Here is a 15,134-nt window from a genome sequence, read left to right on the forward strand (position 1 = left end):
GCCAGACTGTGTCATCCGGTGATCCACCCAGGAGGTGCACGGCGGTGGGCAAGAAGGGCTCGCTCGGCCGCAAAGTGCTCGCGCTGCAGCTGCTGATCGTGCTCGGCCTGCTGGCAGCGGTGGCGGCGGTGAGCGTCGCGCAGTCCAGCGAGACGTTCCGGCGCACCGAGGGCCGCAAGCTGCTGAGCATCGCCGAGAGCGTGGCGGCCAATCCGTCGGTCGGGCAGACGCTCAGCGTCCCGGCGGCGGCGCACGACGTCGCACCGTTCGCGGAGAACGCGCGGGCGTTGTCCGGGGTCACCGCGGTGCTCATCGCCGACCGGGACGGTCGCGTGCTGACCTCGCCCGACCCGGACGAGGTCGGCCGCCCGCTCCCGCTGGCCGAATCGGCGCGGCTCGACGGCCGCGCATGGGTCGGCGAGATCGGCGACGACATCACCGCGCGCGTCCCGGTGCTCAACGAGCACCAGCAGATCGTCGGCTACGTCGTCGCCGAGCAGGCCCGGCCGAGCGTGTGGCAGATGCTCACCGAGTCGCCCGCCGACATGCTGATCGTGCTGGGGATCGCCACGTCACTCGGGGCGGCCGCGTCGGTGTGGCTGGCCTGGTGGGTGAAGAAGCAGACCCTCGGGCTCGAGCCCGGCGAGATCGTCGGCCTGGTGGAGCATCGCGAGGCGATGCTGCACGGCATCAAGGAAGGCGTGGTCGGCCTGGATCAGCAGCACCGGGTGACGCTGATCAACGACCAGGCGGCCACCCTGCTGTCGCTGCCCGCCGACGCCGTCGGCCGTCACGTCGAGGAGCTGGACCTCAACGAGCGTTTGGTCGACGTGCTGACCGGACGGGCCGAAGGCGCCGATCAGATCGTGTTGCGTCGCGGCCGCGTGCTGGTGATGAACCGTATGCCGATCAAGCGGGACGGCGTGCCGATCGGTTCGGTCGTCACGTTGCGCGACCACACCGAGCTGGAACACTTGCGCGACCAGCTCGACGTGACACGCACGACGACGGAGACCCTGCGTGCCCAGGCGCACGAGTTCAGCAACACACTGCACACCATCGCCGGACTGATCGAGTTGGGCGAGTACGACGACGTCAAGCGCTTCGTCACCCGCCTCTCCGACGCCCGCGGGCAGCTGCAGGCCGAGGTCACTGGCAAGGTACGCAACTCGGCGGTGGCCGCGCTGCTCATCGCCAAGGCCAGCCAGGCCGCCGAACAGGGCGTGGCGTTGCGCCTGACGCCGGAGACCGAACTCGGCGACGTCGACGAGCAACTGGCGGCGGACCTGGTCACGGTGCTCGGCAACCTGATCGACAACGCGCTGGACGTTTTCCGTGGCCACCCCGCGCCGGATCAGAGCATCGAGGTGGAGCTCCGCACGGTCGACGGCCGGGTCGTGGTCCGGGTGCGTGACACCGGGCCCGGGGTGGCGCCGGACATCGCCCGGGAGGTGTTCCGGCACGGGTTCACCACCAAGGTGGCCGAGCAAGGTGGTCAGCGCGGGCTCGGGCTGGCCATCACCCGGCAGACCTGCCGCCGGCGCGGCGGCACGGTCGACGTCAGCAACGCCAACGGCGCGGTGTTCACCGCGCAGCTGCCGATCGCTCCGGGGGTGCCGGCATGATCGACGTGCTGGTCGTGGACGACGACTTCATGGTCGCCAAGGTGCACAGCGGATACGTGCAGAAGACGCCCGGGTTCCGGGTGGTCGGCACCGCGCACACCGGAGCGGAGGCCATCCGGCAGGTGGAAAGCCTGCGACCGGACCTGGTGCTGCTGGACATCTACCTGCCGGACATCGACGGTGTCAGCGTCCTGCGCGCCATCCGCGCCGATCCGGACCAGGAAACCGACGTCATCGTGATCAGTGCGGCCAAGGACGTCGACACCGTCCGGCAGGCCATGCGCGGCGGCGTGCTGCACTACCTGATCAAGCCGTTCACCTACGGGGCCCTGTACGACCAGCTGCAGCACTTCGCCGCCTTGCACGCCAAGCTGGGGGAGCTGTCCGAAGCCACGCAGGCCGACGTCGACCGGGTGTTCAGTGCCCGGCCGTCCGCCACCGGGACGCTGCCCAAGGGTTTCAGCGCCGAGACGTCCACGGTCGTGGAGCGCACGCTCAGGGCAGCCGGCTCCGACCTGTCCGCGGCGGAGTGCGCCGAGCTGACGGCGCTCTCCCGGGTCAGCGCCCGCCGGTACCTCGAGCACTTCGTCGCGACCGGGCGCGCCGAGGTACGTTTGCGCTACGGCGGGAGCGGGCGGCCGGAACGGCGTTACCGCTGGATCGGCTAGCCGGCACGGCCGCTGTGGGATCCGGGACGGTCCAGGATCACTCGGACCGGCCGACCACCACGGCCACGGCCTCGTCGGCGCGGAAACCGCCCGTTTCCGTCGAGTCCAGCTGGTCCGCCTTCAGCACCACCAGCTTGCGCGCGCCGGGCCGCATCCCTTCCAGCAGCTCACTCCAGCCGGTGTCGTCGTCGCCGGCCACCTCCAGCCGCGCCAGCTCGGGGCCGTCGGCCGACCAGTTCGTGGCCTCCGTTCCGCTGGTGACACCCACGACGACGTAGTCGTAGGACACGGTGTCGCCCTGCTCGGCGGCCGGCCCCTCCCCTTCCTCGAGGACTTTGGTCAGCGGGGACTCCGGTGCGGCGCACGGCTCGCTGGGCACGGTGATCTCCGGCTTGCGGTCCGGCTCGGCGGCCACCGTGAAGTCCTCGATCGCGCACGGCTCGCTGCCCTGCTCGTCCGCCGGCGCGGCACTGCTCGGCGCGTCGATGGTCAGGTCGGGCTCGGTACCTGGGGGCAGCGGCGAGGGCTCCTCCAACGACGGCGAGCAAGCCGCCAGGGCCACCATCGCTCCGGCGGCGGCCACCACCGCTGCGGCACGTGCGTTCCTCATGGCTGGCAGACTATCCAGTCACCGGCGGTGAGCCGACACCGCCTCGCCGTCATTCGGTGCGGATCACTCCGAGCCGCTGAGTAGCCCTGGTCAGCGCCACGTACAGGTCGGAGTAGCCGCGCGGGCTCGCCGCGGCGATCTCCTCCGGCTCCAGCACGATCACCGCGTCGAACTCCAGGCCTTTGGCGCGCTGCACGGTCAGCACCGACACCCGCTCCCGGTGCAGCTTCGGCCGCAAGGACGACACCAGCCGCGGCGGCCCGAGCACCGCCACCGTCCCGCCGTCGGCCGCGGCCAGCTCCCGGTCGACCAGCTCGGACAGCCTGCCTACCAGGCGGTCACCGGCGATGGTCTCCTCCCACGGCGGGACCCCGGTCTCCCGCACCGACCGTGGTGGCTGCAGCGCGGGGTCGACCTTACGCAGCGCTTCGGCCGCGACCGCCATGATCTCCGCCGGGGTCCGGTAGTTGACGGTCAGTTCGGCCAGCCGCCACCGGTCGCCGACGAACGGCTCGAGCACTTCCTGCCAGGACCTCGCGCCGCCCATGGCGCCGGTCTGCGCGATGTCGCCCACCACCGTCATGGAGCGGCTGGGGCACCGGCGCATCAGCACGCGCCAGTCCATCGGGGTCAGCTCCTGGGCTTCGTCGACGATGACGTGCCCGAACGTCCAGGTGCGGTCCGCAGCGGCGCGTTCGGCGGCGGTCAGCATGGCACGGTGCGCCTCGCGCTCGGCCAGCATCTCCGCGTCCAGGATGTCGCGGACGCGCAGCCGTTCCTCGTCGGCGATCTCGTCGTCCTGCTCGAGGATGTGCAGCACGCCCTGCGCGTAGGCCAGCTGCTCCCGGCGCTCACGCTCCCGGCGCGCTTCCTCCTCGGTGCGGTCCTCGCCGAGCAACTCGGCCAGTTCGTCCAGCAGCGGCACGTCGGAGGGGGTCCACGCCCCACCGCGCTCGCGCAGGACGGCTCGCTGCTCGGCCTCGGTCAACAGCCCGTCCGCGGCCGAGGCCAGCCGAGCCGGGTCGCTCAACAGGTCGGCGAGCAGCCGTTGCGGCGTCAGCTCCGGCCACAGCGCGTCCAACGCCTTGCGCACCGCGGGAGCGTCGTGGATCTCGGCTCGCGCTTCCGCCACGTCCTGCTGGTCCATCAGCTCGGCGTGGGGGTCCTCGCCGTCCACGAAGGGGATCTCGTCCAACCCGTCCTCGATGGCATCGGCCAGCCGTCGGGTGGCCTGCTGGGCCAGTGCGTCCAGGACGGCGTCGGCGAACACCTTGCGGGCGATGTTGTGCGGACGATCCGCCTCCCGGGCACGAGCGCGGGCGGCACGGGCGATCTCCGGGTGCAGCGTCACCGCACCGGACTCGGTTTCCAGCTCCCACGGGGCAGGCGGCACCTGCTGCCGGTCGGCCACCGCACGGCGCAGCACCTCGACCATCACCCTGCGGCCCTTGATCTCCGCCGCTTCCGGGGACTCCTGGGCCTGCGCGCGGACGCCGGGGAACAGCTCCCCCATGGTGGCCATCAGCACGCCGGTCTCTCCCAGCGACGGCAGCACCTGGCCGATGTAGTGCAGGAACGTCCGGTTGGGGCCGACGATCAGCACGCCCCGGCTGGACAGCAGCTCACGGTGCTCGTACAGCAGATACGCCGCGCGGTGCAGCGCCACGGCGGTCTTCCCGGTGCCCGGACCACCTTGCACCACCAGGACACCGCCCATCGGGGAACGGATGATCTCGTCCTGCTCGGCCTGGATGGTGGCGACGATGTCGCGCATCTGGTCGCCGCGCTGCCGGTTCAGCGCGGCCAGCAACGCCGCCTCGCCCGCCAGGCCGAGGTCGGAGCCCTGCTCGTCGGAGTCGAGGTCCAGCACCTCGTCGTCGTAGCCGACGACCTCGCGCAGCCTCAGCCGTACGTGCCTGCGCCTGCGCACTCCTTGCGGTGAGGCGGCCGTGGCCAGGTAGAACGGCCGGGCGGCGGGCGCGCGCCAGTCGATCAGCAACGGCTCGTAGTCGGCGTCCTCGTCGAACAACCCGATCCGGCCGATCCGCGTGATCGAGCCGTCGGTGTTGTCCAGCCTGCCGAAGTACAGGCCGGCCTCGACCCCGTTGAGCTGCGCGAGCCGCTCCCGGTACATCGCGGCCGCGACTTCCCGCTCGGTGCGCGCCTGCGGCGCGCTGCCCGGCTGGTCGGCCAGGACCCGGGACAGCCGGACCGCGGTGTCGGCGCGTTCGGCGTCGAGTTTGGCGTACACGGTGTCGGTGTAGGCCTGCTCGGCGGCCAGTTCGGCATCGATGCCGGCGGTCGATGACGTGCGAACCTCAGCGGAGTCGGGCAAGGGAACTCCATCCTCACGAAACGCGACAGCAGCGAACGGACGTCGGGGGAACCAGGAACGAGTTGTTGCGGCCGAGTGGCCAATGATCCAAGGTACCGATTTTCACCTGCGGCCGCACGGACGACGACCGCGGCCACCCGCCGGTGCCGCCGGCCGTCAGAACGGCATGCCGAGCACCGGCAACCCGACGGCGGAGTCCACCGCGATGGCCACGAACACCACCATCAGGTACGTGTTGGAGCGGTGGAACAGCGCCATCGGCTTGGTGGGCTCACCGACCCGAACGCCACGGTACAGCCGGTGCGCGTAGTACAGGAACCAGGCGCCTGCCACCACCGCGAACGTCCCGTACAGCCACGAGGTCGCGGGCAGCAGCAACAGCGTCCAGATCACCATCACCCACGAATAGACGAGGATCTGCCTGGCCACCGCCAGCGGGGTCGCCACCACAGGCAGCATCGGCACGCCCGCGCGCTCGTAGTCCTCGCGGTACCGCATCGCCAGGGCCCAGGTGTGCGGCGGAGTCCAGAAGAAGATGACGCCGAACATCACCAGCGCGGGCCATTCCACGGTGCCGGTCACCGCCGCCCAGCCGATCACCACCGGCATGCACCCGGCGGCGCCGCCCCACACCACGTTCTGCGGCGTGCGCCGTTTGAGCAGCAGCGTGTAGACGAAGATGTAGAACAGGATGGTCGCCACCGCCAGCACCGCGGCCAGCAGATTCACCGTCGCGTACAGCAACGCGAACGACGCGATCCCGAGCACCACGCCGAAGATCGCCGCGCCGCGCAGCGACACCGCGTCCCGCACCAGCGGGCGCCGCTTGGTGCGGTGCATCACCTTGTCGATGTCGGCGTCCAGCACGCAGTTGAGCGCGTTGGCGCTGCCGGCGGCCATGGTGCCGCCGAGCAGGGTGAACAGGACCAGCAACGGGTCCGGGAACTCCCGCCCGGCCAGGAACATCGCCGGGATCGTGGTGACGAGCAACAGCTCGACCACACGCGGCTTGGCCAGGGCGAGGTAACCAGCTATCCGGCGCCGGAGCCCGATGGCCCCGGGCGTGGCAACGGCGCGGGAGCGCTGCGTGGTGCCCGCCAGCGTCATATCGCTCCCTGGGCTGCGGTGACAAGTCGGTTGGGAACGGCACGGGTGTGCCCGGCGATCTGCCCGGCGGACGCCCGCGACCACCACAGATCGTAGTCCACCCCTTTTTTCCCGACCGTCCGGGTCAGCGACGGCGTATCACCCGTTCGGTGCGCAGCGCACCCGCGTGCCGCGTCACTGTGCACCCCGCCCTGCCTCGACTAGGCTGGAGGCGGCCGCCATGGCACACGGCCCGGGCATGCGGTGCCGGCTCGGCGCCGTCACGTGCATGCCCGCCGTCTTCCGCTTTCCGCAAGAGAGAAAAGGTTCTGGCTTCGTGTCCGACAGCGCAGACATCAACCCCTTGGTTCGCCGGAACTACCCGGCCGACTGGACCGATCTGGACACCCGCGCGGTGGACACCATCCGGGTGCTGGCCGCCGACGCGGTGCAGCACTGTGGCAGTGGCCACCCCGGCACGGCCATGTCGCTGGCGCCGACCGCCTACACGCTGTTCCAGCGGGTGATGCGGCACGACCCGAGCGATCCGGAGTGGACCGGCCGGGACCGGTTCGTGCTGTCGGCCGGGCACAGCAGCCTCACCCTCTACATCCAGCTCTTCCTGGCCGGCTACGGCCTGGAGATGGAGGACCTCAAGCAGCTGCGCAAGTGGGGCTCGCGCACCCCCGGCCACCCGGAGTACGGACACACCGCCGGGGTGGAGACCACCACCGGGCCGCTCGGCCAGGGCCTGGCCAACGCGGTCGGCATGGCGATGGCCGCCCGGCGGGAACGCGGCCTGTTCGACCCGGACGCCGCGCCCGGCGAGAGCCCGTTCGACCACTTCGTCTACGTGATCGCCTCCGACGGCGACATCGAGGAGGGCGTGACGTCCGAGGCGTCGTCGCTGGCCGGCCGCCAGGAGCTGGGCAACCTGGTGGTGATCTACGACGACAACAAGATCTCCATCGAGGACGACACGTCGATCGCGATGTCCGAGGACACCGCGGCTCGCTACGAGGCGTACGGCTGGCACGTCCAGGTCGTCGAGGGCGGCGAGGACGTGGTGGCCATCGAGGAGGCCATCAAGCAGGCGCGCGCCGAGACCGGGCGTCCGTCGCTGATCCTGCTGCGCACGGTCATCGGCTACCCCGCGCCGAAGCTGCAGAACACCGGCAAGGCGCACGGCGCGGCGCTGGGCGAGGAGGAAGTCGCCGCGGTCAAGCGGATCCTCGGCTTCGACCCCGAGCAGCACTTCGTGATCGAGGACGACGTGCTGGCGCACACCCACAAGGCGGTGGAACGCGGCAAGCAGGCGCACGCGGAGTGGCAGCGGAAGTTCGACGCCTGGGCGGAGGCCAACCCGGAGCGCAAGCGGCTGTTCGACCGGCTGGCCGCCCGCGAGCTGCCTGCCGGCTGGACCGAGAAGCTGCCCTCCTGGGAGCCGGACGAGAAGGGCATCGCCACCCGCAAGGCCTCCGGCGCGGTGATCAACGCCATCGCCGGCGTGCTGCCCGAGCTGTGGGGCGGTTCGGCCGACCTGGCGGAGAGCAACAACACGCTGATCAAGGACGCCGACTCGTTCGGCCCGGAGAAGGCCAGCACCGGGATGTTCAAGGCCACCCCGTACGGCCGCAACCTGCACTTCGGGGTGCGCGAGCACGCCATGGGCGCGATCCTCAACGGCATCGCGCTGCACGGCGGCACCCGGCCGTACGGCGGCACGTTCCTGATCTTCTCCGACTACATGCGCCCGGCGGTGCGGCTGGCCGCGCTGATGAAGCAGCCGGTGATCTACGTCTGGACGCACGACTCCATCGGACTCGGCGAGGACGGCCCGACCCACCAGCCGATCGAGCACCTCGCCGCGCTGCGGGCGATTCCCGGCCTGAACGTGGCGCGCCCGGCCGACGCCAACGAGACGGCGGCGGTGTGGCGGCGCGCGCTGGAGATCACCGACGCACCCACCGGAATAGCGCTGACCCGGCAGAACGTTCCGGTACTTGCCAACACCTCGGCCGAAGGCGTGGCCAAGGGAGGTTACGTGCTCGGTGATTACGGCAACCCGGAGGACGAGCACGTCGTGCTCATCGCGACCGGATCGGAGGTACAGCTGGCGGTCAAGGCGGCCGAGCAGCTGGCCGGCGAGGGCATCGCGGCCCGTGTGGTGTCGATGCCCTGCGTGGAGTGGTTCGACGCGCAGGACCAGTCCTACCGCGACTCGGTCATCCCGCCGAACGTGCGGGCCAGGGTGGCCGTGGAGGCGGGTGTCGCGCAGCCGTGGCACCGGTTCGTCGGCGACGCGGGCGAGGTGGTCGGCATCGAGCACTTCGGCGCATCGGCCGACTGGCAGACGCTGTTCCGCGAGTTCGGCATCACCGTCGAGGCGGTGGTGAACGCCGCCAAGAGGTCGCTCGAGAAGGTCAAGCAGCGCAACGGATGAGAAGGGTCACCGACACCATGACTTCACCCACCCGCCTCGCCGGGTTGTCCGCCGCCGGGGTCTCGGTCTGGCTGGACGACCTGTCTCGCGAGCACATCAGGTCCGGCAAGCTGGCCCGGCTCATCGCCGAGTACCACGTCGTCGGCGTCACCACGAATCCGACCATCTTCGCCAACGCGCTCGCCAACGGGCAGGCCTACGACGAGCAGGTGCGCGAACTGGCCAAGCGCGGCGCCGACCTGGAGCAGGCGGTGCGTGAGCTCACCACCACCGACGTGCGCGACGCGTGCGACGTGTTCCTGGAGACGTTCCAGTCCACCGGCGGTGTCGACGGCCGGGTGTCCATCGAGGTGGACCCGCGTATGGCACGGGACGCCGAGAAGACCGTGGTGGAGGCGCTGGACCTGGCCAAGACCATCGACCGGCCCAACCTGCTGGTGAAGATCCCGGCCACCGAGGAGGGGCTGCCTGCCATCACCCGGGTGCTGTCCGAAGGGGTCAGCGTCAACGTCACGCTGATCTTCTCCATCGAGCGGTACCGCCAGGTGATGGAGGCCTTCTTCGCCGGGATGGAGCAGGCCAAGGCCAACGGACACGACCTGAGCCGGATCCACTCGGTCGCGTCGTTCTTCGTGTCCCGGGTGGACACCGAGATCGACAAGCGGCTGCAGGAGATCGGCACCGACGAGGCGAAGGCGCTGCTCGGCAAGGCGGCGGTGGCCAACGCCCGGCGGGCATGGGCGGCCTACCAGGAGGTCTTCGCCGGCCAGCGGTGGCAGGCGCTGAAGGACGCGGGGGCCAACCCGCAGCGCCCGCTGTGGGCGTCGACCGGCACCAAGAACCCGGAGTACTCCGACACGCTCTACGTCGACGAGTTGATCTACCCGGGAACGGTCAGCACGATGCCGGAGAAGACGCTGCTCGCCGCGGCCGATCATGCCAAGCTGGAGGCCTCCGACGACAGCGATCCGGACGAGGTCTTCCAGCGGCTGGCCGACCTCGGCGTCGACCTGGACGACGTCTTCCGGGTGTTGGAGGACGAAGGCGTGAGCAAGTTCGACAAGTCGTGGTCCGAGCTGCTGGAGACGGTCAACGGTCAGCTCGTGGCCGCCAGCGAGGGGTGAGTGTGACCGACAGCGTGACGATCGCCGCGGAGCTCGCGGCGGCTGCCGAAGGCCATGTTCAGCGGCTCGTCGAGCAGCGGGCCGCGTCCCGGATCAGCGAGCAGGATCCCACGCTGTGGGGACCGGCGGCCGAGGCCGAGGCCGCGATCCGGCTGGGATGGACGAAGCTGCACGCCACGTCGCGCGATCTGATCGGCGACGTGGCGACGTTGCGATCCGAGCTGGCAGGCGAAGGCATCGAGCGGGTGGTGCTGGCAGGCATGGGCGGCTCGTCGCTGGCCCCGGAGGTGATCAGCCGCACCGAAGGGGTCCCGCTGACCATCCTGGACACCACCGACCCCGGCCAGGTGGCCGACGCGCTGGCCGGCGACCTGAACCGCACCGTGCTGGTGGTGTCGTCGAAGTCCGGCACCACGGTGGAGACCGACAGCCAGCGCCGGATCTTCGCCCAGGCGTTCGCCGAGCAGAACCCGGGCGTCGACCCGGGGCGCCGGATGATCGTGGTGACCGACCCCGGGTCCCCGCTGGCCGAGCTGGCCGACAAGGAGGGCTACCGCAGACTGTTCCTGGCCGACCCGAACGTCGGCGGCCGGTATTCGGCGTTGTCGGCGTTCGGCCTGGTGCCCGCCGGGCTGGCCGGTGCGGACATCGCCCGCCTGCTGGACCAGGCGGCGGTGATCCGGGAGAAGCTGGCCGCGGACGATCCGCAGAACCCGGCGATCCGGCTGGCCGCCGCGCTGGCGGCGGCGCACGACAACGGCGCGGAGAAGCTGGTCATCGCCGATCACGACTCCGGCATTCCCGGCCTGGGTGACTGGATCGAGCAGCTGATCGCCGAGTCCACCGGCAAGGACCGCACCGGTGTGCTGCCGGTGATCGTCGAATCGGTGGACGCGCCCGGTTTCGCCGACGCGGGTGCGGACGCCACCACCGTCGCCATCGGCGAGCCCGTCGACGGTGCGGCGGTGTCGGTGCGGCTGCAGCTGGGCGAGCAGTTCCTGTTCTGGGAGTACGTCACGGCACTGCTGGGCAGCCTGCTGAGCATCAACCCGTTCGACCAGCCGGACGTCGAGGCGGCCAAGAAGGCGGCCCGCGGTCTGCTCGACTCCCCCGGTGCCGAGCAGCCGGAGCCTGCGCTGACCGCAGGCGCGGTGCAGGTGTTCCCCGGGCCGGGGGTCAGCGCAGGTGGCGACCTCACCGAGACGATACGGAAGTTCGCCGAGCAGATTCCCGAGGGCGGTTACCTGGCCGTGCAGGCGTACCTGAATCGCGAGGACGATGCGTCCGCTTCGCTGCTGCGCACCGAGCTGGCCAAGCGCACCGGGCGGCAGGTGACTTTCGGCTGGGGGCCGCGGTTCCTGCACAGCACCGGCCAGTACCACAAGGGCGGCCATCCGAACGGCGCCTTCCTGCAGATCACCGGCGACTCGCCGGACGACCTGGAGGTGCCCGGCCGGCCGTACACGCTGGGCGAGCTGCAGCTGGCGCAGGCCCTCGGTGACGGCCAGGTGCTGAGCGACCTCCAGCGGCCGGTGCTGCGGCTGCACCTGGCCGACCGGGCGGCAGGCCTGGCCGACGTGGTCCGGGCGATCCAGGGACTGTGATGCCCGCCAACTGGGTCAATCCGCTGCGTGACGAGCGCGACAAGCGGCTGCCGCGCATCGCGGGGCCGTGCGGCCTGGTGATCTTCGGGGTGACTGGTGACCTGTCGCGCAAGAAGCTCATGCCCGCGGTGTACGACCTGGCCAACCGCGGATTGCTGCCGCCGGGTTTCTCGCTGGTCGGCTTCGCCCGCCGGGACTGGGCCGACCAGGATTTCGGTCAGCTGGTGCACGATTCGGTGCGCGAGCACGCCCGCACGCCGTTCCGCGAGCACGTGTGGGCCCGGCTGGCCGAAGGCATCCGGTTCGTCCAGGGCTCGTTCGACGACGACGAAGCGTTCCGGCAGCTGGCCAAGACGGTGGCCGAGCTGGACGAGCAGCGCGGCACCGGCGGCAACCACGCGTTCTACCTGTCCATCCCGCCCGGCGCGTTCCCCACGGTCACCCGGCAGCTGGCCGAGCACGGCCTGGCCGGTGGCGGGCAGCCGCCCGGGGTGTGGCGGCGGGTGGTGATCGAGAAGCCGTTCGGCCACGACCTGCAGTCGGCGATCGAGCTGAACCAGGTGGTCAACTCGGTGTTCGACGAGGAGTCGGTGTTCCGCATCGACCACTACCTGGGCAAGGAGACGGTGCAGAACATCCTGGCGCTGCGGTTCGCCAACCAGCTGTTCGAGCCGATCTGGAACGCCAACTACGTCGACCACGTGCAGATCACCATGGCCGAGGACATCGGCCTGGCCGGCCGCGCCGGGTACTACGACGGCATCGGCGCCGCGCGGGACGTGATCCAGAACCACCTGCTGCAGCTGCTGGCGTTCACCGCGATGGAGGAGCCGCTGTCGTTCGAGCCGTCTCAGCTGCGCGCCGAGAAGGTCAAGGTGCTGCGGGCCACCAAGGCGGTCGAGCCGTTCGACGAGACCACCGCGCGCGGCCAGTACACCGGCGGCTGGCAGGGCGGCGTGAAAGTGCGCGGCCTGCTCGAGGAGGAAGGGTTCGCCAAGGATTCGACCACCGAGACCTACGCGGCGGTGACGCTGGCCGTGCAGAACCGCCGCTGGGCCGGGGTGCCGTTCTACCTGCGCACCGGCAAGCGGCTGGGCCGCCGGGTGACGGAGATCGCGGTGGTGTTCAAACGCGCGCCGCACCTGCCGTTCGACCACACCGCCACCGAGGAGCTGGGCCAGAACGCGCTGGTCGTCCGCATCCAGCCGGACGAGGGGGTCACGCTGCGGTTCGGGTCCAAGGTGCCCGGCTCGACCATGGAAGTCCGGGACGTGACGATGGACTTCGGCTACGGGCACGCGTTCACCGAGTCCTCGCCGGAGGCCTACGAGCGGCTGATCCTGGACGTGCTGCTGGGTGAACCGTCGCTGTTCCCCGGCAACGAGGAAGTCGAGCTGTCCTGGCAGATCCTGGACCCGGTGCTCAAGCACTGGGAACGCTCCGGCACCCGGCCGGAACCGTACCCGCCGGGCAGCTGGGGCCCGCCGAGCGCCGACGCGCTGCTGGCCAGGACCGGACGACACTGGAGGCGGCCGTGATCGTCGACTTGCCGTCCACCACGGCGTCCCAGATCAACGCCAAGCTGGTCGACCTGCGGCTGCGTGGTGGCGCGGTGGCGCTGGGCCGGGTGCTGACCCTGGTCATCGTCACGGACGACTCCACCGAGCTGGAGGACGCCATCGAGGCGGCCAACGACGCCTCGCGCATGCACCCGGCGCGGATCATCGTGGCGGCCCGCGGATCCCGGTCCGCGGCACCGCGGATCGACGCGCAGATCCGGGTCGGCGGCGACGCCGGCGCCGGTGAGGTGATCGTGCTGCGGTTGTACGGGGCGCTGGCCAGGGAAGCCGAGACGGCGGTGATGCCGCTGCTGCTGCCGGACGCTCCGATCGTCACGTGGTGGCCGGGTGCGGGCCCGCGCAATCCGTCGGCGGACCCGCTCGGGGCGCTCGCGCAGCGCCGGATCACCGATTCGGCAGCGGAACGCAATCCCGTGCGCGCCCTGCGGGCACGGGCGGAGCACTACGCCGACGGCGACACCGACCTGGCATGGGCACGGCTGACGCTGTGGCGGGCGCAGCTGGTGGCCGCACTCGACCTGCCCCCGTTCGAGCCGGTGACCAGCGCGACCGTGACTGGGCAGTCCGACTCGCCGTCGACCGAGCTGCTGGCCGGCTGGCTGCTCGACTACCTGCAGGTGCCGGTGCGCCGGATGAAGGCCGAGGAAGGCCAGCAGGGCATCGTGGGCGTGCGGTTGGAGCGCGCCTCCGGGCCGATCGAGCTGTACCGGCCGGACGGGCGGATCGGCACCCTGTCGCAGCCCGGCCAGCCGACCCGTCGCATCGCTCTGCAGCGGCGCAGCGTGTCGGACGTGTTGACCGAGGAACTGCACCGGCTGGATCCGGACGAGATCTACGCCAGGGCGCTGGCCGGTGTGCGGCAGTTGAAGGCCAGGAGGAAGGCAGGGGTGGCGTGACCCGGCACATCGTGGTGCATCGCAACGCCGAGTCGCTGGCTGCGGCCACCGCCGCGCGGCTGGTGACGAAGCTGGTCGACGTGCAAGCGGCGAAGGGCTCGGCGTCGTTGGTGTTGACCGGCGGCGGCGTCGGGATCGCCACCTTGGAGCAGCTGCGCCGCTCCCCCGCGTGCGATGCCGTCGACTGGTCCAACGTGGACATCTACTGGGGGGACGAGCGCTTCGTCCCGGCAGGCGACCCGGAGCGCAACGAGCTGCAAGCCCGACAGGCGCTGCTGGACCACGTGCCGGTCGATCCCGATCGCGTTCATCCGATGCCGGCGTCCGACGGGCCGTACGGGGACAACCCGGAAGCTGCGGCGGCCGCCTACGCGGACTTGCTCGCCGAGCATGCCGGGCGCAGCCACCATCGTGGCGTCCCGGTGTTCGACCTGCTCCTGCTCGGCATGGGCGGGGAGGGCCACACCGCGTCGATCTTCCCCGAATCGCCCGCCGTGTATGCGGTGGACAGCACGGTGGTGGCGGTACGCAACTGCCCCAAGCCGCCGCCGACACGGATTTCGCTGACCCTGCCTGCCATTCGCCGGGCTGCCGAGGTGTGGGTGATCACCGCGGGTGAGTCGAAGGCCGACGCGGTGGCCCTGGCCCTGTCGGGGGCGGGTGAGGTGCAGATCCCGGTGGCCGGGGTGAGCGGTCAGGTGCGCACCCGGTGGCTGATCGACGCGGCGGCGGCAAGTCGCATTCCGCGCGCAGAGTTCCCGCTGCTGGCCTGACGGCTGTCCGGCCGGCTCTTCCCCTGTCCGGTCACCCGTGACGGGCCCTGTCGTCCACCTGGGCAGGTGAAATGACCGTGCCCGCTACCCGGCCGGTGACGGGTTCCGGGCCGGCAAGCGTCCACTTGGGGTAACGCCTTCCCGGGCAGGATGACACGCGTTCGCAGGACCCGTACGCGGCAACTTCATTGGCCTTGCCGGGTATCGCCGGAAATATACCTTTGCATCTGCACACAATTTGGGAAAGTTGACCACTGCGCGTCCCCTTCGAGTGATCTCCGGCATCTCCACAAGTGAGAGCGGTGCCGCGCACCGTGTGCATTCACGACGGCCTTCGTCCGCGACGCAAGGCCTGCCGTGGTTGTGCAGTGAGATCAACTGGAGGTCGGG

General features: G+C 70.8%; 11 protein-coding genes. 8 read left to right on the forward strand and 3 right to left on the reverse strand.

The genetic code is table 11. The features are described 5' to 3' along the window. The first annotated feature begins 44 nt into the window (after nucleotides 1-44). The gene (locus YWY_RS0101185; RefSeq protein ID WP_028846128.1) at nucleotides 45-1,625 is read left to right on the forward strand and encodes a sensor histidine kinase; all 1,581 of its coding nucleotides are present in this window, start codon (nucleotides 45-47) and stop codon (nucleotides 1,623-1,625) included. Next, a complete protein-coding gene (locus YWY_RS0101190) occupies nucleotides 1,622-2,293 on the forward strand; it encodes a response regulator (RefSeq protein ID WP_028846129.1) in 672 nt (223 codons plus the stop codon). The genes YWY_RS0101185 and YWY_RS0101190 overlap by 4 nt, the downstream gene beginning before the upstream one ends. 37 nt (nucleotides 2,294-2,330) lie before the next feature. Here the strand turns inward: YWY_RS0101190 and YWY_RS19600 are convergent, their stop codons facing one another. The 3 genes from YWY_RS19600 to YWY_RS0101205 all read right to left on the reverse strand — a co-directional run bounded on the left by YWY_RS19600 (nucleotide 2,331) and on the right by YWY_RS0101205 (nucleotide 6,345). After that, complete coding sequence (locus YWY_RS19600) at nucleotides 2,331-2,903, reverse strand: FKBP-type peptidyl-prolyl cis-trans isomerase (RefSeq protein WP_051309449.1); 573 nt, start codon at nucleotides 2,901-2,903, stop codon at nucleotides 2,331-2,333. Nucleotides 2,904-2,952: 49 nt separating this feature from the next. Continuing rightward, nucleotides 2,953-5,238, reverse strand: coding sequence for an ATP-binding domain-containing protein (locus YWY_RS0101200; protein ID WP_084608762.1), 2,286 nt, complete (start codon nucleotides 5,236-5,238; stop codon nucleotides 2,953-2,955). 156 nt (nucleotides 5,239-5,394) lie between these two features. After that, a complete protein-coding gene (locus YWY_RS0101205; RefSeq protein ID WP_028846131.1) occupies nucleotides 5,395-6,345 on the reverse strand; it encodes a heme o synthase in 951 nt (316 codons plus the stop codon). Nucleotides 6,346-6,661: 316 nt separating this feature from the next. Between YWY_RS0101205 and tkt the strand changes: the two genes are divergently transcribed. The 6 genes from tkt to pgl are packed head-to-tail and all read left to right on the forward strand — an operon-like array spanning nucleotide 6,662 to nucleotide 14,744. Beyond that, nucleotides 6,662-8,767, forward strand: coding sequence for a transketolase (gene tkt, locus YWY_RS0101210; protein ID WP_028846132.1), 2,106 nt, complete (start codon nucleotides 6,662-6,664; stop codon nucleotides 8,765-8,767). Nucleotides 8,768-8,784: 17 nt separating this feature from the next. Further along, the gene (gene tal / locus YWY_RS0101215; RefSeq protein ID WP_028846133.1) at nucleotides 8,785-9,891 is read left to right on the forward strand and encodes a transaldolase; all 1,107 of its coding nucleotides are present in this window, start codon (nucleotides 8,785-8,787) and stop codon (nucleotides 9,889-9,891) included. Next, on the forward strand, nucleotides 9,888-11,495 hold the full coding sequence (locus YWY_RS0101220; protein WP_038044222.1) for a glucose-6-phosphate isomerase: 1,608 nt from the start codon (nucleotides 9,888-9,890) through the stop codon (nucleotides 11,493-11,495). Before tal ends, YWY_RS0101220 begins: the two co-directional genes overlap by 4 nt. Continuing rightward, nucleotides 11,495-13,033 (forward strand): glucose-6-phosphate dehydrogenase, encoded by a 1,539-nt coding sequence (zwf, locus tag YWY_RS0101225; RefSeq protein WP_028846135.1) that lies wholly within the window; start codon nucleotides 11,495-11,497, stop codon nucleotides 13,031-13,033. Before YWY_RS0101220 ends, zwf begins: the two co-directional genes overlap by 1 nt. Next, the gene (gene opcA / locus YWY_RS23895; protein ID WP_051309452.1) at nucleotides 13,030-13,971 is read left to right on the forward strand and encodes a glucose-6-phosphate dehydrogenase assembly protein OpcA; all 942 of its coding nucleotides are present in this window, start codon (nucleotides 13,030-13,032) and stop codon (nucleotides 13,969-13,971) included. The genes zwf and opcA overlap by 4 nt, the downstream gene beginning before the upstream one ends. Next, nucleotides 13,968-14,744, forward strand: a complete 777-nt coding sequence (pgl, locus tag YWY_RS23900; protein WP_038044223.1) for a 6-phosphogluconolactonase — start codon at nucleotides 13,968-13,970, stop codon at nucleotides 14,742-14,744. Before opcA ends, pgl begins: the two co-directional genes overlap by 4 nt. The last annotated feature ends 390 nt before the right edge of the window (nucleotides 14,745-15,134 follow it).

Source organism: Thermocrispum agreste DSM 44070 (assembly GCF_000427905.1).
Classification (GTDB): Bacteria; Actinomycetota; Actinomycetes; order Mycobacteriales; family Pseudonocardiaceae; genus Thermocrispum; species Thermocrispum agreste.